At 56.3% G+C, this 19910-nt stretch carries 18 protein-coding genes and 5 tRNA genes; 14 read left to right on the top strand and 9 right to left on the bottom strand.

Annotation, left to right across the window (positions count from 1 at the left end):
- The first annotated feature begins 6 nt into the window (after positions 1-6).
- The 3 genes from glcE (at position 7) to QT230_RS16970 (ending at position 2852) form a co-directional block, all read left to right on the top strand.
- Positions 7-1107: a glycolate oxidase subunit GlcE gene (gene glcE / locus QT230_RS16980; protein ID WP_308323303.1), complete on the top strand. Its 1101-nt coding sequence runs from the start codon at positions 7-9 to the stop codon at positions 1105-1107.
- Between the two features lie 14 nt (positions 1108-1121).
- Complete coding sequence (gene glcF, locus QT230_RS16975) at positions 1122-2354, top strand: glycolate oxidase subunit GlcF (RefSeq protein ID WP_308323302.1); 1233 nt, start codon at positions 1122-1124, stop codon at positions 2352-2354.
- Between the two features lie 93 nt (positions 2355-2447).
- The gene (locus QT230_RS16970) at positions 2448-2852 is read left to right on the top strand and encodes a heme-binding protein (RefSeq protein ID WP_308323300.1); all 405 of its coding nucleotides are present in this window, start codon (positions 2448-2450) and stop codon (positions 2850-2852) included.
- Between the two features lie 122 nt (positions 2853-2974).
- Here QT230_RS16970 and QT230_RS16965 read toward each other — a convergent pair.
- The 6 genes from QT230_RS16965 to QT230_RS16940 form a co-directional block, all read right to left on the bottom strand.
- Positions 2975-3051: transfer RNA gene (locus tag QT230_RS16965), tRNA-Asp, on the bottom strand.
- Between the two features lie 104 nt (positions 3052-3155).
- Positions 3156-3231 (bottom strand) — tRNA-Val (locus QT230_RS16960).
- 40 nt (positions 3232-3271) lie between these two features.
- Positions 3272-3348 (bottom strand) — tRNA-Asp (locus tag QT230_RS16955).
- A gap of 56 nt (positions 3349-3404) precedes the next feature.
- Positions 3405-3481: transfer RNA gene (locus QT230_RS16950), tRNA-Asp, on the bottom strand.
- A 68-nt stretch (positions 3482-3549) separates the two neighbouring features.
- A tRNA-Val gene (locus QT230_RS16945) sits at positions 3550-3625 on the bottom strand.
- Between the two features lie 82 nt (positions 3626-3707).
- Positions 3708-4463, bottom strand: coding sequence for an alpha/beta fold hydrolase (locus QT230_RS16940; protein ID WP_308323299.1), 756 nt, complete (start codon positions 4461-4463; stop codon positions 3708-3710).
- Positions 4464-4627: 164 nt separating this feature from the next.
- Between QT230_RS16940 and ccoN the strand changes: the two genes are divergently transcribed.
- From ccoN to fnr, 11 genes are all read left to right on the top strand, one after another.
- A complete protein-coding gene (gene ccoN, locus QT230_RS16935; RefSeq protein ID WP_308323298.1) occupies positions 4628-6052 on the top strand; it encodes a cytochrome-c oxidase, cbb3-type subunit I in 1425 nt (474 codons plus the stop codon).
- Between the two features lie 19 nt (positions 6053-6071).
- A complete protein-coding gene (gene ccoO, locus QT230_RS16930) occupies positions 6072-6680 on the top strand; it encodes a cytochrome-c oxidase, cbb3-type subunit II (protein WP_240718805.1) in 609 nt (202 codons plus the stop codon).
- Positions 6681-6683: 3 nt separating this feature from the next.
- A complete protein-coding gene (locus QT230_RS16925; RefSeq protein ID WP_308323297.1) occupies positions 6684-6896 on the top strand; it encodes a cbb3-type cytochrome c oxidase subunit 3 in 213 nt (70 codons plus the stop codon).
- 6 nt (positions 6897-6902) lie between these two features.
- Positions 6903-7832: a cytochrome-c oxidase, cbb3-type subunit III gene (gene ccoP, locus QT230_RS16920; RefSeq protein WP_308323296.1), complete on the top strand. Its 930-nt coding sequence runs from the start codon at positions 6903-6905 to the stop codon at positions 7830-7832.
- Between the two features lie 195 nt (positions 7833-8027).
- Positions 8028-9467 (top strand): cytochrome c oxidase accessory protein CcoG, encoded by a 1440-nt coding sequence (gene ccoG / locus QT230_RS16915; protein WP_308323294.1) that lies wholly within the window; start codon positions 8028-8030, stop codon positions 9465-9467.
- Between the two features lie 6 nt (positions 9468-9473).
- Positions 9474-9995, top strand: coding sequence for a FixH family protein (locus tag QT230_RS16910; RefSeq protein ID WP_308323293.1), 522 nt, complete (start codon positions 9474-9476; stop codon positions 9993-9995).
- Entirely contained in the window at positions 9992-12460 is a 2469-nt protein-coding gene (locus QT230_RS16905) for a heavy metal translocating P-type ATPase (protein WP_308323292.1), read from the top strand. The genes QT230_RS16910 and QT230_RS16905 overlap by 4 nt, the downstream gene beginning before the upstream one ends.
- A complete protein-coding gene (gene ccoS, locus QT230_RS16900; protein WP_308323291.1) occupies positions 12457-12696 on the top strand; it encodes a cbb3-type cytochrome oxidase assembly protein CcoS in 240 nt (79 codons plus the stop codon). The genes QT230_RS16905 and ccoS overlap by 4 nt, the downstream gene beginning before the upstream one ends.
- Complete coding sequence (locus tag QT230_RS16895) at positions 12693-13382, top strand: sulfite exporter TauE/SafE family protein (protein ID WP_308323290.1); 690 nt, start codon at positions 12693-12695, stop codon at positions 13380-13382. Before ccoS ends, QT230_RS16895 begins: the two co-directional genes overlap by 4 nt.
- Before the next feature lie 81 nt (positions 13383-13463).
- Positions 13464-14897: an oxygen-independent coproporphyrinogen III oxidase gene (gene hemN, locus QT230_RS16890; protein ID WP_308323288.1), complete on the top strand. Its 1434-nt coding sequence runs from the start codon at positions 13464-13466 to the stop codon at positions 14895-14897.
- A 94-nt stretch (positions 14898-14991) separates the two neighbouring features.
- Positions 14992-15738: a fumarate/nitrate reduction transcriptional regulator Fnr gene (gene fnr / locus QT230_RS16885; protein WP_308323287.1), complete on the top strand. Its 747-nt coding sequence runs from the start codon at positions 14992-14994 to the stop codon at positions 15736-15738.
- Here fnr and ttcA read toward each other — a convergent pair.
- The 3 genes from ttcA to QT230_RS16870 all read right to left on the bottom strand — a co-directional run bounded on the left by ttcA (position 15731) and on the right by QT230_RS16870 (position 19238).
- Complete coding sequence (ttcA, locus tag QT230_RS16880) at positions 15731-16642, bottom strand: tRNA 2-thiocytidine(32) synthetase TtcA (RefSeq protein WP_308323286.1); 912 nt, start codon at positions 16640-16642, stop codon at positions 15731-15733. The two genes, fnr and ttcA, sit on opposite strands and share 8 nt — an antisense overlap.
- Before the next feature lie 92 nt (positions 16643-16734).
- A complete protein-coding gene (locus QT230_RS16875) occupies positions 16735-17388 on the bottom strand; it encodes a DNA polymerase III subunit epsilon (protein WP_308323448.1) in 654 nt (217 codons plus the stop codon).
- Between the two features lie 5 nt (positions 17389-17393).
- Positions 17394-19238: a DUF294 nucleotidyltransferase-like domain-containing protein gene (locus QT230_RS16870; protein ID WP_308323285.1), complete on the bottom strand. Its 1845-nt coding sequence runs from the start codon at positions 19236-19238 to the stop codon at positions 17394-17396.
- Between the last annotated feature and the right edge of the window lie 672 nt (positions 19239-19910).

The following is a 19910-nucleotide window of genomic DNA, read 5'->3' as shown; positions in this document are numbered from 1 at the left end:
ACCACCATGACCGAACTAGCGATACACGCTGCCGACCAAGATATCGGCGATCAGTTGTGCGAACAGGTCCGCAGCGCCTACACCGACCGAACACCGCTGCGTATTGTAGGCGGCGACACGCGTGGCTTTTATGGCCGCCCGGTGGAAGGCCAAGCGCTAAATTTAGCGGCCCATAGCGGCATCGTGTCTTACGATCCCGTGGAGCTGGTCGTCACCGTCCGCGCCGGTACGCGGCTAAGCGCGCTCCACGCCGCGCTGGCGGAAAACCACCAAATGCTGGCCTTCGAGCCGCCTATCTTCGGCGAAGCCTCTACCATTGGTGGTGCGGTCGCCACGGGGCTCTCCGGCCCACGCCGCCCCTGGGCGGGTGCCGCGCGTGATTTTGTACTCGGCACGCGAGTGATCACCCAAGAGGGCAAGCTGCTGCGCTTTGGCGGTGAAGTGATGAAGAACGTCGCCGGATACGATCTTTCGCGCTTAATGGCAGGCGCCCAGGGCACCCTCGGCGTGCTAACCGATATCTCGTTTAAAGTGCTGCCTATTCCCACCGCCACGCACAGTTTACGGCTACCCCTTAACCTTGCCGACGCGCTTAAAAAACTCGCCGAGCTGGGTCGCCAGCCGCTGCCGATTACCGCTGCTGCCTGGCATAACGGCGAGCTATTTCTGCGCCTCGAGGGCGGTAAAAGCTCGGTCAGCGCGACCCAAACACGTCTGGGTGGCGAGTCGCTTGAGGCCAGTTTCTGGACCTCGCTGCGCGATCATAGCCACGCCTTCTTTCAGCTTAACGACGGCCAAGCCCTGTGGCGGCTATCGCTGCCGCCACACACCGCGCCACTGAAATTGGATATTCCTGAAACAGATATCTTCTATGACTGGGCAGGCTGTCAGCGCTGGCTAAAAACCTCCCTAGAGGCCAGTACGTTGCGCGCCGCCTGCGAAGCGGTAGGTGGTCATGCCACCTGCTACACGCCGCACGCGCAGGGTGGCGCCGTCGAGCCTTTCACTCCGCTCAACAAGGTAGTGGAAAAATATCACCGTAACCTGAAGGCGGAGCTGGATGCCCACGGCATTTTTAATCCCGGTCGTCTTTATGCGGCGTTTTAATCAGGAGAGCTGACATGCAGATGCACTTTACCGATGCCGATCGTCAGAAGCCGCATATCCAGGAAGCAGAGCGCATCTTGCGTACCTGTGTGCACTGCGGTTTTTGTAACGCTACCTGCCCTACTTATCAGCTGTTAGGCGATGAGCGCGATGGCCCCCGCGGGCGCATCTATTTAATGAAGGAGCTGCTGGAGAGCCAAGACGATGATAACCAAGTCACCGATGAGACTCGCCTGCACCTTGATCGCTGCTTAACCTGTCTGAACTGTGAAACTACCTGCCCTTCCGGCGTGGAGTACCACAAGCTGCTTAACATTGGCCGTGCCGAAATTGAGCGTCGCGTTCCCCGCCCGGCAGCCGAACGCGCTCAGCGCTATGCGCTGCGCAAGATGATGGTCGACCCCAAGCGCTTTCAGGCGCTGCTAAAGCTGGGGCAAACCTTCAAGCCGCTGGTACCCGCCAAGCTACGCAATAAAATGCCCGCAGACCCGGTGGATGCAGGCGCGCGCCCCGATGCACACAAACATGCTCGAAAGGTTCTAATCCTGGAGGGTTGTGTACAGCCGGGGCTTTCGCCTAATACCAATGCGGCCACCGCGCGGATTCTTGACCGACTTGGCATTAGCGTAACGCCGGTTACTGAAGCGGGATGCTGCGGCGCCGTTGATTTCCATCTCAACGCTCAGGACGATGGACGCGCACGTATGTGCGCCAATATCGACGCTTGGTGGCCGTATATCGAACAAGGCACCGAAGCCATCGTACAAACCGCTAGCGGCTGCGGTGCGTTTGTTAAAGAGTATGGTTATATGCTCAAGGATGATCCCGAATACGCGGTTAAAGCGCAAAAAGTCAGCGCCTTGGCGAAAGACATCGTCGAAATCCTGCGCGATGAACCGCTCGAAGCGCTGAACGTGAAAGAGTCGAAACGGCTGGCATTTCACTGCCCTTGCACACTGCAGCATGCGCAAAAGCTTAACGGCGCGGTGGAAGGCGTACTGGGCAAGCTCGGCTTTGCGTTAACCCCGGTGCAAGATGCTCATCTCTGCTGCGGGTCAGCGGGGACTTACTCCATCACTCAGCCTGAACTTGCCACTCAGTTGCGAGACAATAAAATGAATGCGCTCGAGGCCGGACAGCCGGACGTCATTGTCACGGCCAATATCGGATGTCAAACGCACCTGACAGGCGCCAATCGCACCCCGGTACGCCACTGGGTGGAAATCGTCGATGCGGCGCTCACATAACGTTTTTCCTAACACTTAGCATTCATAACCCCTGGTCGCGCTGCTATTGTTGAGCGCGACAACTTCACTCACTACCATTAATAGGATTTAAACATGCAAACAAAAGCCATTCTCGCTCAAGCCGATGTCATTAACGTATTAGACGCGGCGCAAAAAGAAGCTGATAGCAATAGCTGGCCAGTGACCATCGCGGTGACCGACGACGGAGGCCACCTACTCGGTTTGCGTCGTCTAGACGGCGCAGCCCCTTTTAGCGCTGAAGTCGCTACGCACAAAGCGCGCAGCGCTGCGCTAGGCCGCAAAGAGACCCAAGTGTTTGAAGAGATGATTAATGGTGGCCGCACGGCGTTTGTCACCGCACCGCTGCAAGGTCTACTTTCCGGCGGCGTACCGATCACTGTTGACGGGCATGTGGTCGGCGCCGTGGGTATTTCTGGCGTAAAACCCGATCAAGATGTGCAGGTTGCCAAAGCGGGAGTTAGCGCGATTGCAGGCTAAACGCTGAAAATTAATGCGTAGACATACGAAAAAGCCCAGATCAATGATCCGGGCTTTTTTGGAATTTTTTCGGCTAATGCCGATATCTTACTAGCAAAGCAGCTTACAACATAAATGCTTAATGGCGGACCGGACGAGACTCGAACTCGCGACCTCCGGCGTGACAGGCCGGCATTCTAACCGACTGAACTACCGGTCCACTTAAAAGCACTTTCTATGAAAACGTTTTTGACAACGTCTCATACAACCATCACAACACTAATCTTTCGAAGCGGTTCAGAGGCGCTTTAAACGGTTAGGCGATGGTGGGTGGTACTGGGTTCGAACCAGTGACCCCCAGCTTGTAAGGCTGGTGCTCTCCCAACTGAGCTAACCACCCAATCTATTGGCGTATTGCCAACCTATCTTCGCAGTTATCGTGGCGGACCGGACGAGACTCGAACTCGCGACCTCCGGCGTGACAGGCCGGCATTCTAACCGACTGAACTACCGGTCCGAATAGCGATAACACTCTTTGAAGCTAGTACTGCTAAGCAGATTCTGAGTTGATGTTGGCGGACCGGACGAGACTCGAACTCGCGACCTCCGGCGTGACAGGCCGGCATTCTAACCGACTGAACTACCGGTCCGTTATGCACATCAAATCTGAAGTTGCTTTTACTTCACGTTTCCGGACCATTTTTGCTGTTACTAAAAATGGTGGGTGGTACTGGGTTCGAACCAGTGACCCCCAGCTTGTAAGGCTGGTGCTCTCCCAACTGAGCTAACCACCCGTTGGTCACGTGGCGCTGCATTCTACAGAAGGCTTGTTTAATGTCAACATGCTACGTTTAAAACTGTCATAAAAACGGTGATTTAAACTAGCGCGTTGCTCTCTTCCACTAAGCCTTGGCTGTGAGCGCGGACGAAGGATGCCGCAACCTGGGTAGCTTCGTCAATCAAAACCGTTTGGGTTAGCCCAGAAGAGCGCCGCGGCTTGAAATCGTGATCGCCATCTTTTAACCAAGCAAGCTGCGCATTCGCGGGCAACGTATAGCCTGCTACCTCTTCCCGCGTACCGAATGGATCTCGCTCGCCCTGCAGAATCAGCATCGGGCAGTCAATCGCTGGCCAGTGGCCTAAGCGCGGCTTGTCAGGCGATTTAGTAGGATGAAAAGGATAACCGGCCACAATAACGCCGGGGCACGTCTGCTGACTGGCTAACAGTGTCGCTACGCGGCCGCCCATCGATTTCCCTCCCACCCATAGCGGTTCGGGGAACAGGTCACTGAGGAGCGAGTACCACTCGGCAAATTGAGCGAGTGTCTGGGCAATGGGAGGCGGTGGCCGTCGTTTGCCGGTCTCCTGCATCTGTTGCATGTAAGGAAAATCAATACACGCAACCTGAATTCCCCGGCCAGCCAAAGAGGTGACAAATTGACGCATGTAAGGTGAGTGTTGCCCGGCGCCTGCGCCGTGAGCAAACAACAGGCGGCCTATCTTGGCTTCACCATAGAGCGCCATCGGCCCCATGCCTTGCACTAGGAAGCCGCTATTTGAGCGGTCTTCGAGAGCGCTTTTTAACGTCTCGGGCGTTACTGAGAGATAGCCAGACAAAACGTACTGTGACAAGCACCACTCCTAATAATTCAGTGTTTAACCTATTGGTATGTTCAGCTTAAGGCTCGGCTGCGCTAGAATCCTGGTCGGATCTTGACCTGCATCATCAAGCGGGTGGTCGCACCCGTGCAAAATACCACGGGTTACCCCCTAACCGCGTTCGATGGGAACATCACATGAGCACAGCATTGGAACACCCGACCTACAATTACAAGATAGTTCGGCAGTTCGCGATTATGACCGTTGTGTGGGGCATTGTGGGCATGACAGTCGGTGTCATCCTCGCCTCGCAACTGGTTTGGCCGCAACTGAACCTCGGCTTACCTTGGACTAGCTTTGGACGCCTGCGTCCATTGCACACTAACGCCGTTATTTTCGCCTTCGGCGGCTCGGCGCTTTTTGCTACGTCGTATTACGTGGTTCAGCGTACCTGTCAGACGCGACTTTTCTCCGACAAGTTAGCGGCTTTTACGTTCTGGGGCTGGCAAGCGGTCATTGTGTCAGCCGTTGTGTCGCTGCCCATGGGCTACACCACGACCAAGGAGTACGCTGAGCTGGAGTGGCCGATCAATATTTTGATCGCGGTCGTATGGATCAGCTATGCCATCGTGTTCCTAATGACGATCAAAAAACGCACCACCTCGCATATTTATGTAGCGAACTGGTTTTTCGCGGCGTTTATTTTGACTGTTGCGGTGCTGCACATTGTGAATAATGCGGCGATCCCCGTTACGCCGATGTACTCCACCTCGATCTACGCCGGTGCGGTAGATGCCATGGTGCAGTGGTGGTACGGCCATAACGCGGTAGGCTTTTTCCTAACGGCAGGCTTTTTGGGCATGATGTACTACTTCGTACCCAAGCAGGCCGAGCGCCCGATCTACTCTTACCGTCTCTCCATCGTCCACTTTTGGGCGCTGATCATGATTTACATGTGGGCGGGCCCGCACCACTTACACTACACCGCGCTGCCTAACTGGGCTCAGTCGCTAGGTATGGTGATGTCGATCATTCTGCTGGCCCCCTCCTGGGGCGGCATGATCAACGGCATGATGACCCTGTCCGGCGCTTGGCATAAGTTGCGCACGGATCCCACACTGCGCTTTTTAGTGGTTGCTCTGTCATTCTACGGCATGTCTACCTTTGAAGGCCCGATGATGGCGATTAAAACCGTCAACGCGCTATCACACTACACCGACTGGACCATTGGCCACGTTCACTCCGGCGCGCTCGGTTGGGTAGCGATGATCACTATTGGCTCGATGTACCACCTGATCCCTCGCGTTTTCGGGCGTACCGAAATGCACTCCGTCAATCTGATTGCCGTGCACTTCTGGCTCGCGACCATCGGCACCGTGCTTTACATCGCCTCCATGTGGGTCAACGGCATTCTGCAAGGCCTGATGTGGCGTGCGATCAACCCTGACGGCACCCTGATGTACACCTTCGTGGAAGCCGTGGAAGCCAGCGCACCGGGCTACTTTGTACGCTTAATTGGCGGCCTCTTCTGGGTCACCGGCATGCTGATTATGGCGTTCAACGTTTACATGACCGTTAAGCGTCGTGAGGCCATCAGCCATTCAGCGCCACAAGCCGCCTAAATCGGGGAAGTTGAGACCAATGAAACACGAGATTGTCGAAAAGAATGTTGGCCTGCTTGCCGTACTGATCCTTGTCGTGATCAGTTTCGCCGGCTTGGCCGAGGTCGTTCCGCTGTTTTTCCAGAAGCAGACCACAGAGCCCGTTGAAGGTTTAGAGCCGCTATCCGCACTGGAGTTAGAAGGCCGTGACATTTATCGCCGCGAAGGCTGCGTGGGCTGTCACTCGCAAATGGTGCGTCCGTTCCGTGCTGAAACCGAGCGCTACGGCCACTACAACGTGGCCGGCGAGCAGGTTTATGAGCATAACTTCCTGTGGGGCTCCAAGCGTACTGGCCCTGACCTGGCCCGTGTGGGCGGCCGCTACAGCGACGACTGGCACCGTGCTCACCTCTACAACCCCCGGGATGTAGTACCTGAGTCGATTATGCCAGCTTACCCCTGGCTGTTTGAAAACACCCTCGATGGTGACGCCACCCCCCGCAAGATGCGCACGCTGCGTCAACTGGGTGTGCCGTATACTGACGAAGATATCGCCAACGCCACTGCAGACGTACGCGGAACCCAGGAAATTACCGCCCTGGTCGCCTACTTGCAGCAGCTCGGAACCGTGCTCGAAGGCACTCGTTAAGCTATGGATACGGGAACTTTTCGCGGACTCATGACGCTGATCTTGATTTTCGCTTTTATCGGCATCGCCCTCTGGGCGTATTCAAAGCGACGCAAGCCAGATTTCGACGAAGCGGCTAACTTGCCCTTTGCCGACGACGATGAGCTACCGACCAGTGACAAGCACGCATCGCTCGAACGCGACAGCGAAGCGCATTCCCGCAAAGAGGGGAGATAAGAAGTTATGAATAATTTATGGGGTGACTCCCTATCCAGCTTCTGGAGCGCCTGGATCATTATCATCACGCTCGGCACGATTGCGCTGAGTGTATGGATACTGCTGGCCAACCGCCGCACCGATAAAACACCTGACGCTGACGGCAATGTAGAAACCACTGGCCACGCCGCCGATGGCATTGAGGAGTACGACAACCCGCTGCCTAAATGGTGGTTCCAGCTGTTTATTCTGACGGTGGTCTTTGCACTGGGCTACCTGGTGCTTTATCCCGGCCTGGGTAACTACGCGGGTGTATTGGGCTGGACCCAAGAGGGTCAGTGGGAAGAAGAGGTTGAGCAGGCTGAAGAGCGCTTCACGCCGATTTTTGCCCAGTACCAGGAAGTGCCGATTCCTGAACTTGCAGAAGACTCTGAAGCGATGCAGGTCGCTGAGCGTATCTACCAAAACAACTGCGCGGTTTGCCACGGCTCCAACGCCCAAGGCGGCTACGGCTTCCCCAACCTCACCGACGACGATTGGCTTTACGGTGGTGAACCCGAAAACATCCTAACCACTCTGAACAATGGCCGTAACGGCCTAATGCCAGCTTGGCAGCAACTGGGGCAGAACAATATTGAGAACCTGACCCAGTATGTTCTGTCGCTGTCTAATGAAGAGCACAACGAGGCACAGGCTGAACAGGGTGAAAGCACCTTTATGGCGGTGTGTGCAGCCTGCCACGGCCCCAGTGGCACCGGCAATACGGCGCTTGGCGCACCCGACTTAACCGATGATACCTGGCTCTACCTAGCACCGGACCAAGAGGTGGGTGACTCTATCCGCCAAACGCTGCGCAACGGCCGTAACGGCCATATGCCTGCGCAAGCGGCCTACATTGGTGAAGAGCGCGTTCATCTAGTTGCTGCCTATGTATATAGCCTGCGTTTGACGGACTGATTGACCGCCGTTCGGTAGCGCTACACCGCTATACGTTAGCCAAGCAAGGGTGCGGCCCCAAACCGCACCCTTTCTTTATACGCAACCCGATACAATATTGATCAAGCACCACGTCTGCATAGTCGCCCAATTTGTCTGAGCAGCGACTGAGCACGGGGTGCAGCCTCTCCTGCCTTCTGAGCCGGGAATAACGCTATGGAAAAGATACCGAGCCAAGACGTCACGCCTAACCCGGTGGGGCATCACACTCCCCCGCGTGAAACGGTCAGCCAGGAAATGTACGCCAAACGGCAGCATATTTATGTGCGCGAAATAAAAGGCGTTTTCCAAAAGCTTCGGCGCAGCGCTAACTGGGCGCTGATGATGCTATTTTTTCTATTGCCGTGGATTAACATCGGCGACCGGCCATTAATTCTGTTCGACCTGCCTAACCGAGAATTCCATATTTTCATCGCCACGTTCTATCCGCAGGAGTTCATCCTGCTGTCGTGGCTGCTGATCATCTGCGCCTTTGGGCTGTTTTTTATTACCGTATTTGCGGGGCGGGTCTGGTGCGGCTACACCTGTCCCCAGAGTGTCTGGACTTTCCTGTTTATCTGGCTTGAGCACCGCATTGAAGGCTCGCGCAACCGGCGCATTAAACTCGACAGCCAGCCAATGAACGCTGAGAAAGCCTGGCGCAAAGGGGTCAAGCATAGCGCCTGGCTACTCATTGCCCTCGCCACCGGTGTCACCTTTGTGGGTTACTTCACACCGATTCGAGGTCTGGTGGCGGAACTGCCCACCTTAGAGGCCCACGGCTGGTCGTATTTCTGGGTGGGTTTTTTCCTGGTATTTACCTACCTCAACGCGGGCTGGCTGCGTGAGCAGGTGTGCATTTACATGTGTCCCTATGCGCGCTTTCAATCGGTCATGTTTGACCGCGATACGCTCATCGTCTCCTACGATGAGTCACGTGGTGAGCCACGCGGGCACCGCAAGAAAGGCCTTAGCCACTTAGAGGCCCGTGAAGCTGGCTACGGTGACTGTATTGACTGCGATCTATGCGTCCAGGTCTGCCCCACCGGTATCGATATTCGTGACGGGCTGCAGTACGAGTGCATCACCTGTGCCGCCTGTATCGACGCCTGCGATAGCGTGATGGATAAGATGGGCTACCCGCGGGGGTTGGTGCGCTACACCACCGAAAACGCCCTGGAGGGTAAAAAGAGCCACATCATGCGCCCTCGCCTGCTAGGCTACTTCACTGCACTGGTGCTGATGGTGGGCACTTTTGCCTGGGCCATCAATGACCGCATGCCACTCAATTTTGACGCTGAGCGTGAGCGCACCCAGCTCTACCAGGTGACCCGCGACGGACAAATTAGCAATGTGTTCACCCTGACTATCCGTAACCTGGATGATCAAAACCACACCTACCAGCTAAGCGTTGCCGGGTTGCCCACTTTAACCCTGGATAGCAGTACGATTAGCGTACCCGCGGGGGAGTCGCGCTTGAAAGTGGTCACAGTGACCGCGGATCCCGACGACTTGCAGCAACCCAGCCACGCCATTGTGTTTACGCTGCAGGCTCAGCAGGATGCGGATATTCGCCTTGAGCGCGAGACCAGCTTCCTGGGCGATATTAGGAGATAGACGATTATGGCATCCCCCTCGGTAACACCGTGGTATAAGCAGTTTTGGCCGTGGTTTTTAATCGGCATTCTGTTTTCATCGATTATTGTCAGCACTGGTTTCGCGGTGATGTCGGTCAAGAGTTTCGATGGCATGGTGGTTCAGGAAGATTATTACGAGCACGGCAAAGCCATAAATATGGTGCTTGCCAAGCAGGAGCAGGCTCGCGAGCTGAACTTGAGCGCAGAGCTACGTCTTGATCCACTCACTAGCGATATCGTGGTAGATTTAAGCGGTGATGCGCGTCCTGATGCGCTCTATCTCGACCTTATTTTCCCCACTGAAGATAACCGCGACCAATCGTTCGTGCTGGAGCACGTGCGTGATGGCCGCTATATCACCCAAGGCCCTGATAATCTGCGCTATCGCTGGTACCTGCAGTTACAGCCAGAGCAGCAAGAGAGTGACTGGCGACTTACCGGAGAGGCGACATTCCCCAATGAGCGTAGCGTTGAGCTACTGCCGGGAGGCCGCCCCGAAAGCGAATGAGCGACGCAACGCCTGCCCTCGCCTGCTATCACTGCGGTAACCCGGTGCCCCCTGCTGCACCCTGGACGATTACCCTGGATGATCATACCCACCCGCTTTGCTGCCCAGGCTGCGAAGCGGTTGCTCATGCGATCGTCGACGGCGGCCTGGAGAGCTACTACCGCTACCGTACGGAACTTCCCGAGCGCCCGGATGAGCGCCAGGAAGCCAAAGCAGACACCTGGTCGGTGTTTGATGACCCCGGTTTACAGGCGCAGTTTGTCCACCCTGATGGCGACGAGGGCCACGTCAAAGCCACCCTCGCCATTGAAGGCATTACCTGCGCCGCCTGTGCGTGGCTGATCGAGCACCGCCTGAATGCCCTGGCGGGAATCACCTCCAGCGCGGTGAACTTAACCCACCACCGCCTCCGCGTGAGCTGGGATCCAAAGCAGCTAAAGCTCTCGCAACTGCTGGCCGAGCTGGCGGCGATTGGCTACGACGCCCAGCCCTACGAACCGGACCAAGCCCAAACACGAATGCAGCAAGAAGAGCGCATGAACGTACGCCGGCTGATTATCGCTGCCGTGGGTATGATGCAGGTGATGATGTTCTCGATCCCCATCTATGTTTCCGGCCCCGGCGAAATCAGCGACGACTTCTACGCGCTGTTTCATTGGCTCTCGTTTGCGCTGGCAACGCCGGTGGTATTTTTCTCCGCCCAGCCGTTTTTCCGCAACGCCCTACGCGACCTGCGCACCGGCGTACTAGGCATGGATGTGCCGGTGTCGCTGGCGATTGGTGGGGCTTACCTGGCCAGCAGCTATGCGGTGCTGTTTGATATCGGCGAAGTCTATTTTGACTCAGTGGCCATGTTCACCTTCTTTTTGCTGTTTGGGCGCTACGTGGAAGGCCGCGCCCGGCGGCGCAGCGGCCATAGCGGTAATGCGCTCAGCGGCGTATTGCCGGTCTCCGCCACACGGCTGGAAAGCGACGGCAGCGAGCGCATATTACCCGCCAGCGAACTCGCCGCAGGCGAGCGCATATTGATCAAGCCCGGCCACGGCGTGCCCGCCGATGGCATTATCGAGGAAGGCGAGTCGAGCCTGGACGAATCGATGCTGACCGGTGAATATCTGCCGGTGACTCGCCGGGTGGGCGATACGATTACGGGCGGCAGCCAGAACATGGAGAACCCGCTGGTGGTTCGGGTGACCCGCGCCGGCCGCGATGCCCGAGTAGCGGGTATTGTCGACCTAACCGACCGCGCCTTTGCCAGCCGCCCTAGACTTGCCCAGATGGCAGCGCGCATGGCCCATCTATTCGTACTGCGCCTACTGCTGGTGACCGCTTGCGTCACGATTGCCTGGTGGTTTATCGACCCTTCACGAATGCTCTGGGTACTTCTTTCGGTACTGGTGGTGACCTGTCCCTGTGCCCTGGCGCTGGCCACCCCTGCGGCCCTGACCGCAGGCCACGGCCAACTACGCAAGCGCGGTGTTTTGATTACCCGCGCCGACGCCATGGAGACCCTCTCCAACGTTACCCGGGTGATCTTCGACAAAACCGGCACGCTGACTCGGGGTGAAATGCAGTTGACCCAAACCCAGCCGGTCGGCGAGTTAACCCGCGAACGTGCTCAGGCAATTGCCGCTGCCCTTGAAGCCCACTCGGAGCACCCTATAGCCCGCGCCTTTCGGCCGTTTCGGGATGCCACGCTGCAGGCCAAAGACATCCGCAGCTACACCGGGCAAGGGCTGGAAGGCACCTTAAATGGCACTCGCTGGCGATTGGGCAAGCCTGACTTTGCAATGGATGGCGCCACCCCTGAGCCCGCCGTGGCGCCTGTCAAGGGCCAGTGGCTGCTGCTTAGCGAAGACGGCGCGCCTCGCGCCTGGTTTGGTCTGCATGATGGCGTTCGCGATGATGCCGCTGCCACGATCAAAGCGCTCCAGGATAAAGGCCTAAAAGTGGAGCTGCTCTCTGGGGATACCCAGGATGCCGTAGAAAGCTTGGCCAATCAGCTCGACATTACCACTTGGCACGCCGGCACCAGTCCAGAGGGTAAACTCGCCCGGATGAAAGCGCTTCAAGCCGCTGGCGAAACCGTGGTGATGATTGGTGACGGCATCAACGACGTGCCGGTGCTGGCCGGCGCTGATGTGGCCATTGCCATGAATGGCGCGACGGACCTCGCCCGCACTCGCGCCGATGCGGTACTGCTCAGCCCCCGCCTGATGCGGATTTTTGAGGCCATCGAGATTTCCCGCGCGACACGGCGTATCATGCGCCAGAATATGATTTGGTCAGTGTGTTACAACGTTTCAGCGCTGCCATTGGCCGCCATGGGTTTGGTGCCGCCTTGGCTAGCCGCTATCGGCATGTCGCTTAGCTCGTTAGTCGTGGTCGGTAACGCCCTACGGCTATCGCGCTGGCGGCCTCAGCCTGCGCCAACGCACGGCACTTCAACACCGGTAACTGCATGACGATTCTGTACCTGCTTATTCCGCTTTCGCTGATTCTGCTCGGCCTCGCCGTCTGGGCGTTTTTCTGGGCGGTCAAAAATGACCAGTTCGACGACCTGGAAGGTCCCGCGTACCACATTCTGTTCGATGAAGATGAAAACGACCTGAGCCCTGAACAGCGCCGCCAACGTCAGCAGGCGAAGTCCCCTGAAACATCAGCAACAGACACACCCGACGACCAAGAGCCACGGCCATGAATCCGACGGGGCTTGATCTGCCGCCGCTAATGGCGGCGTTTGTGTTTGGCTTGATGGGCGGTGCCCACTGCATTGGCATGTGTGGCGGCATTATGAGCGCGCTCACCTTTGCCGTGCCCCCCAGTATGCGTCATCCGGCGCGCATGGGCGGTCTACTGCTCAGCTATAACGCAGGACGCATTATTAGCTACATGAGCGCAGGTGCGCTGGTGGCGCTGCTCGGCACGCTATTTTCGCTTTCTGCCACGGCGCGACTACTGCTTCAAGTATTTGCCGCACTGATGCTGATCCTCATGGCGCTGTATATCGCCAACTGGTGGAAAGGGCTACTCAAGGTGGAGGCCGTGGGACGCCGCCTCTGGCGCTTTATTGAGCCTGTGGGGCGGCGCTTAATGCCGGTGGTGTATATGCCTCAAGCCTTCGCACTGGGCGCTATTTGGGGCTGGCTGCCCTGTGGGCTGGTCTACTCCATGCTGGCTTGGAGCTTGGCGATTGCCGACCCGTTACAAGGCGCCCTACTCATGGGTGCCTTTGGGCTAGGCACTCTGCCCGCGCTGCTCGCCACTGGCCTCGCCGCGCGCCAGCTAAGCCACCTGATTCGTCACCCGGCGACCCGCAGCGTGGCAGCGCTAACGATTATTGCTTTCGCCCTGTGGCAGCTGTGGACGCTCACTGCGCATCATTAACCCTAACATGACATGGCTCAATTTTTACGTTTTCATTACGGGTTAGGCTAGCGGCACTGCCTAATGTCGGAGCGCCCCTTCATGCCCGTTCATGCCCCTGCGGTTTCATCTCTTGCCTCGTCTGTGGCGGTAGCGCCCACACAGCCGGTGTGGGATGAAGCTCTGCTGCGCCGCTACGACACCAGTGGTCCACGCTACACCTCTTACCCCACGGCGCTGTCGTTTCACGACCAATTTACCCCCAGCGACCTGACCCAAGCGCTTGAGCGGAGCAATACTAGCAGGCGACCGCTGTCACTGTATGTTCACGTGCCTTTTTGCCGCAAGATTTGCTTCTACTGCGCATGCAATAAAATCGCCACCAAGAACACCGCCCTGGCCGAGCCCTATATAACGAGGCTTGACCGTGAGATGGTGCTAGCCGCACGCCACCTGGATACATCACGACCGGTGGAACAGCTGCACTGGGGTGGCGGTACGCCGACCTTTCTTAGCTTGAACCAGATGGGCGACCTGATTGATCGTCTGGACGCCCGTTTTGGCCTCTCCTCGTCGACGGATCGCGATTACGCCATTGAAATAGATCCCCGCGAGGCGGATGTGTTTACTCTACGCCATCTCGAATCCCTGGGGTTTAATCGCATCAGCCTGGGGGTGCAGGACTTGAGCCCGCTGGTGCAAAAAGCGATTAACCGCATTCAGCCCCGGGTGTTGACTGAAACGCTGATGGATGAAGCCCATCGACTGGGCTTTCGTTCGCTCAATCTCGATTTGATTTACGGCCTGCCGTTTCAAACCGAGAAGAGCTTTGCTAACACCTTACGCCAGGTGATCGAGCTCAACCCGGCCCGGCTGTCGGTGTTTAACTACGCGCATATGCCTGAGCGATTTGCTCCTCAGCGGCGCATTAACGTTGATGACTTACCGGGTAGCGAAGAGAAGCTGGCGATTTTGCGCACCACGATTGATATGCTCACTGCGGCAGGCTACGTGCATATCGGTATGGATCACTTTGCCCGCCCCGATGATAGCCTGACCGTTGCCCAGCGCGAAGGCTCGCTGCAACGCAATTTCCAGGGTTACTCCAGCCACGCTCAGTGCGATTTAATCGGCCTTGGCGTTTCGGCGATTTCGCGCATTGATGACGTCTATGCCCAGAACCCCAGTGATCTGGCCCGCTACGAAGCTGCGCTGGATCGAGGCCAGTTGGCAACCGTTCGCGGCGTGCGCTTGAGTGACGATGATCTACTCCGTCGCGACGTGATTGAGCGGCTGATGTGCGACATGCACATTGACTTGGCGGCGGTGAGTCAGCGCTGGAGTATTGATGCACCGCGCTACTTTGCCCCAGCACTTGAGCGCTTAAAGGGCGCCGAGCAAGATGGACTGCTGACACGCAGCGGCGATCAATTGAGCGCGACCCCAATGGGTCGGCTGCTGATTCGTCATTTAGCCATGGCGTTTGATGCCCGCCTGTCCCAGCAGTCGGGCCAGCGCTACTCAAAGATTGTGTAATCACCCTGTCGCTGATGAGAGGAAGCTTCCATAATAATGGAGGCACACCTCAACACTGCTTGACCGTTACCCGACGCACCTCAAGGAGCTATGCATGTTGGAACCCATGAGCCGCCGCCGCTCGCTACTCCATGAAGCTCGTTGCCAAACCTGCAGCTTGAGCTCACTGTGCTTGCCGCTTGCCCTGGAGCTAGAAGACATGGGGCAATTCGATGCCATTATTCGTCGCCGCGCACCGCTAAAAAAAGGCGAGCCACTGTTCCGCCAGGGCGATACCTTCACCAGCGTTTACGCAGTACGTTCGGGCAGCTTGAAGCAGATCACCGCAGAGGGTAACGGCAGCGAGCAGTTGACCAATTTCTACCTGCCGAGTGAGCTAGTGGGGCTGGATGGCATTGACGAAGAGCACTACCCCGGCAGCGTGATCGCCCTGGAGACGACCACCATCTGCGAGATTCCCTTCGACCGCCTGGATTTGCTCTCAGAAGAGATCCCCGAGCTGCGGGGCCAGCTGTATCGCAGCATGAGTAAAGAGTTACGCGACGACCGGCGTATGATGCGCCTGCTGTCGCGTAAAACCGCCGACCAGCGGCTGGCGAGCTTTTTGATCACCCTCTCGGATCGTTTTCGTCGTCGGGGCTACTCGCCTTACAGCTTTCGCCTCTCAATGCCCAGAGCCGATATCGGCAACTACCTGGGCTTAGCGGTGGAAACCGTCAGCCGCATTTTAAGCCGCTTTCAGCAGCAAAGCGTGGTGGCGGTTTCCGGGCGAGAGGTCAATATTCTCGATATGCCGCGCTTGATTACCCTCGCCGAAGAGGAAGAGCAAACGGTTAGCTGACGTTAAAGGCCTGGATGCGCCCCGCCAGCAGCTCCGCCTGTTTAGCTTCCAAGCCTTCAAAATCAAACAGGTTGCGGTCTGCTAGCTGGGATGGGGAAACATTGGTCACCGCTTTGAACATGCTTTCCAGTCGGCCAGGAAATTTCTTATCCCACTCGGCGAGCATCTCTTTGACTACCTGGCGCTGCATATTGGGCTGGGAGCCGCATAGGTTGCAGGGGATGATCGGGAATTCCATCAGCCGCGAGAATTCGGCGACATCTGCCTCTTTGCAGTAGGCCAACGGCCGAATAACGATATTCTTACCATCATCGGATAACAGCTTGGGTGGCATCGCTTTTAAGTTGCCGCCAAAGAACATATTAAGAAACAGGGTTTCGAGGATATCTTCCCGGTGATGGCCAAGGGCAATTTTATTGGCGCCAATCTCTTCGGCAAAACCATACAATGAGCCGCGACGCAGGCGTGAACAGAGCGCGCAAGTTGTTTTCCCCTCCGGCGTTTTCTCCTTCACCACCGAGTAGGTATCACGTTCGACAATGTGATACTCCACGCCCTGCTTATCCAGATAAGCAGGCAGCACGTGCTCGGGAAACCCTGGCTGTTTTTGATCCAGGTTGACCGCGACCAAGGAAAAGTTGACCGGCGCATTGCGCTGCAAGTTGCGCAAAATCTCCAGCATCGTGTAGCTGTCTTTACCGCCGGAGAGGCACACCATCACGCGGTCGCCTTCATTGATCATTTGGTAATCAATGATCGCATTGCCCACTTCTCGGCGCAGACGCTTTTGCAGCTTGTTAAATTCGCGCTTCTGTTTCGCATCAGCCTGCACAGCGTCTGAAGAGGCGGCAGGAGCAACCTCTGGCGTGTCAAAATGCGGGTCGAAATAATCTAGGGATTGCATGAAATAAGCACTGCCGATAGTGAAGGGCGCTAAAAAAGGGGGAATATTGCAGGTATTCTAACAACACTCGCCGCCTGACCCAACACAGATAACTAAACTGCTTCCGCCATAACGCGCTGAAGCCGCATGTAGAGCAGTGCGCTGGCGGTTGCCTCGCCAAGCACGCTCTGCACGCCCATGGCGGGCACCTGCCAGCACGCCAGCGCCTGGGCGAAGCTGCTGGGCGCCTCTACCTGCGGATGCAGACGGCGCAGCTGGCGCTGATGCAGTCTTGCCACATCGACCTGGGCATTGGGCAGAGCAAAATTTAGCCGCTTGGTAAGTAGTGTATTTAACGCTCCAATGCGCTGCTCCAACTGCCAACCCACTATGGGTCGATTGCCGATGAATTCCACTAACGCGCTCAAGTTAGCGCTGCTTGGCGGCTGCACCTCCCCAGCCTCGCACAGCAAATGATGACGGCGCAGCGTCGCGCTCTCGGGCTGTTTGGTATTGCCTAACGTCATCACAAAAGCGCGGCTGGTTCGCACCTGTTGCTGGCTCAGCACCACCGCTGCCAAACTGATCACCGGTGATGATGACGTGGGCGTTGTCGTACAGGCGAGCGCCACCAGCTCTTCCCCCATATAGGGCTGAAACAGCCAAGCATAGGGCGAGTCTGCACAGCGCCGACGATCACTTTCGCGGCGCAACAAGGTGCGCAATGAACCGCTAAATAGCGCTACGTGTCGATCTAACAGCCGCATTCCGCTCACGAATACTCCAAATGATAACGATGGGAAAGCCGCTGCTTAAAGTCTTTGACAATATGCATCGCTTCGCGCAGTAGATCGCGCTCCAGAGAAGAGAGGTTTTGCACCACGACACGGTTAGCCCGGCTGCCGTTTTGCGGGTTAGCTTCTTTTGTCTCCGAAGACGTTTCCAACGCACTTAGCTGCTGTTTAAGACGCAGCTCGGAAAACAGCGCCAACGCCTCCCCCAGATCCTCTGCAAAACGCCGATCCAGGCGACCATCGGCCGCTAGTGCATCCAGGCGGTCAAAGGTTGAGGTGGCTTTAATTCGCCGTTCAAGCGCCATGGTGCGCACACCGTGAACAATCGGAAAGATGCCGCCTTTCTTAATATCGATACCGTGTTGGGGCTTTTTCAATGAGCCAAACAGCGTCAGCGGGGTCGAGAAACGCAGCGCCGTGCGGGCGAAATAGGAGAGCAGTAGTTCATCGCTCGAACAGCGTTCAAACAGCTCATCACGGACGCTTTCAAGCAGGCTTGGGTTACCCGCCACTGCATGGGCGTCGAGCATAATCGCCAGCTTCATCAGGCTGTCGCCATCACGCTCCCTGGCCCACTTGGCAATATGACCTTTCCACTGCGATACCGTGGCCACCCACTCTGGATTGGAGACCATAATATTACCGGGGCAAGGCGGGTAGCCAAGCTGAATCAGCGTATCGGTGAGGATTTGCATATGGCTTGTCAGATCAGGCCACGGGGTATCGTCAGCCAGAATCAAGCCATTATCCTGATCGGTTTTGAGAATCTGCTCACCGCGCCCTTCGCTGCCCATCACCATCATGCAGCTCTGCTCGTGGTAGCGCTCATCGATGGTGAACTCCCAGGCTTTACTGATGATACGACCGTTCAGCGCAGCGAGCAGATCCATCGCAAAGCGCAGCTTAACGCCCTGGGCCATCAGCGCTTTGACCAGTTCCGGCGTGCGCTGACTGGCCGCCGAAAGCGCCTCTAAGTTGGTCGCCTGCTCCACCTGCAGGCTCACCACATAGCTGCGGCTTGAGAAGTAGCTAAGCACATCGGTGAGTTCGACAACGCCTTTCAAAACGCTGTGCTCCATCACCACCACCCGCGCCACTTTATGACGGGTCATCAGTACCAGCACCTCAAACAAATACTGATCCGGCGCGACGGTCACCAAATTAAAATGAGCGATCTCATCCACTGGTGATGTGACGGCGCTGCCCTCCAGCACTAGCGCGTTGAGCAGGTCGGTTTTGGTCACCATACCCAGGGTGTCCTGGGCCTCTACCAGCAGGCTGTCGGCGTGGCTTGCATTAAGTTGTTTTACTGCACTGGCAATATCAGTCGTCGCCGCCATCAGCAGCGGCTCACGCATACACTCGCCCACCTTGGCCAACATAAAGCCTGCCATGGTGACACCCCCTTCGGCACGCTTCTCGGTCAGTAGGCGCGCCTTATGGGTCAGCGACTGGCGGAAGAAATTGCTGAAATCGGGGTAGTGGCGACACAGCTGCTGAAACAGCGCCTTGGGTAGCAGGTAGCACAGGCACTCCTGCTCAGCTTTAAAGCGGTAGCGGCTTTTACCGTTGAGAATACTGATCGCGCCAAACAGATCCCCCGCCGTGTAGTGGCCAATACGGGCGGTCGACGAGGGCAGCGTCGGGTCGATTTCCGCCACTTCGCCTTTATGAATCAGAAAAACAAATTCGCCTATTTGCCCGGTCTCTAAAATGATTTCATCGCGGTCAAAATAGGCGAGATCAATACCCCGGCGTATGTGGTCACGCCCTTCATTGTCAAGAAGGGTAAACGGTAGTTGGGACAAATCCACATCAACCATTGTACATGACCTCATTCAACTAAAGGCGAACTGGCAATATAAGGAGAGCTAAATAAGCACAGTGAAGCAACTCTGAGCCGCAATAAATGACTCACTCCACGCTTGCAAAAAAATTATCCGTTATTATGCGAAGGTGGTTCTACGGGTATAAAGGATCAAGATCCTAAGAGGCAAGTAGAACGTTGTTATACCTTTAGCTATCACGCTAAGGTCGAAGCGACTTTCGATACACTACCAAAGTATCGCCACTCACTAATCGCGATTAGTCAAGAAAGCTAGCGCATGCATTTAAAACAGCCAAAAACTGCTTTTATTTGCTTACTATACTATCGTCCCATAGCCTTTAAAACACTCACAAAATACGCTTAAAAACCCTTTAAAATCATTTATTTTCAAACACATAAATTTAACCAACAGCCATTCCCAGTCTCATTGATACCAAAGTCTGGGATTTATTTTTTGACGTTTATTGCCCAGTATTAACGGTGAGTCATGCAGGGTAATCGCACGTCACTAACTAACTCGAAGCTTCATATCGAACAATAAAGTGGCAAGCCGAAAATCTGACTCACCACTGCTAATAAATGAGTGGGTTTCGACGTGCGATTGCCCTGATAGGGCTCACGCTATTCCTCGTGAACTTTCCCAACCTTAAAAACAAGTGGAGAGCAA

The organism is Halomonas sp. SpR8 (assembly GCF_031010195.1).
Taxonomy (GTDB): domain Bacteria; phylum Pseudomonadota; class Gammaproteobacteria; order Pseudomonadales; family Halomonadaceae; genus Vreelandella.
The sequence above is the reverse complement of the archived record's forward strand: the minus strand, read 5'-3'. Positions and strand labels throughout refer to the sequence as shown.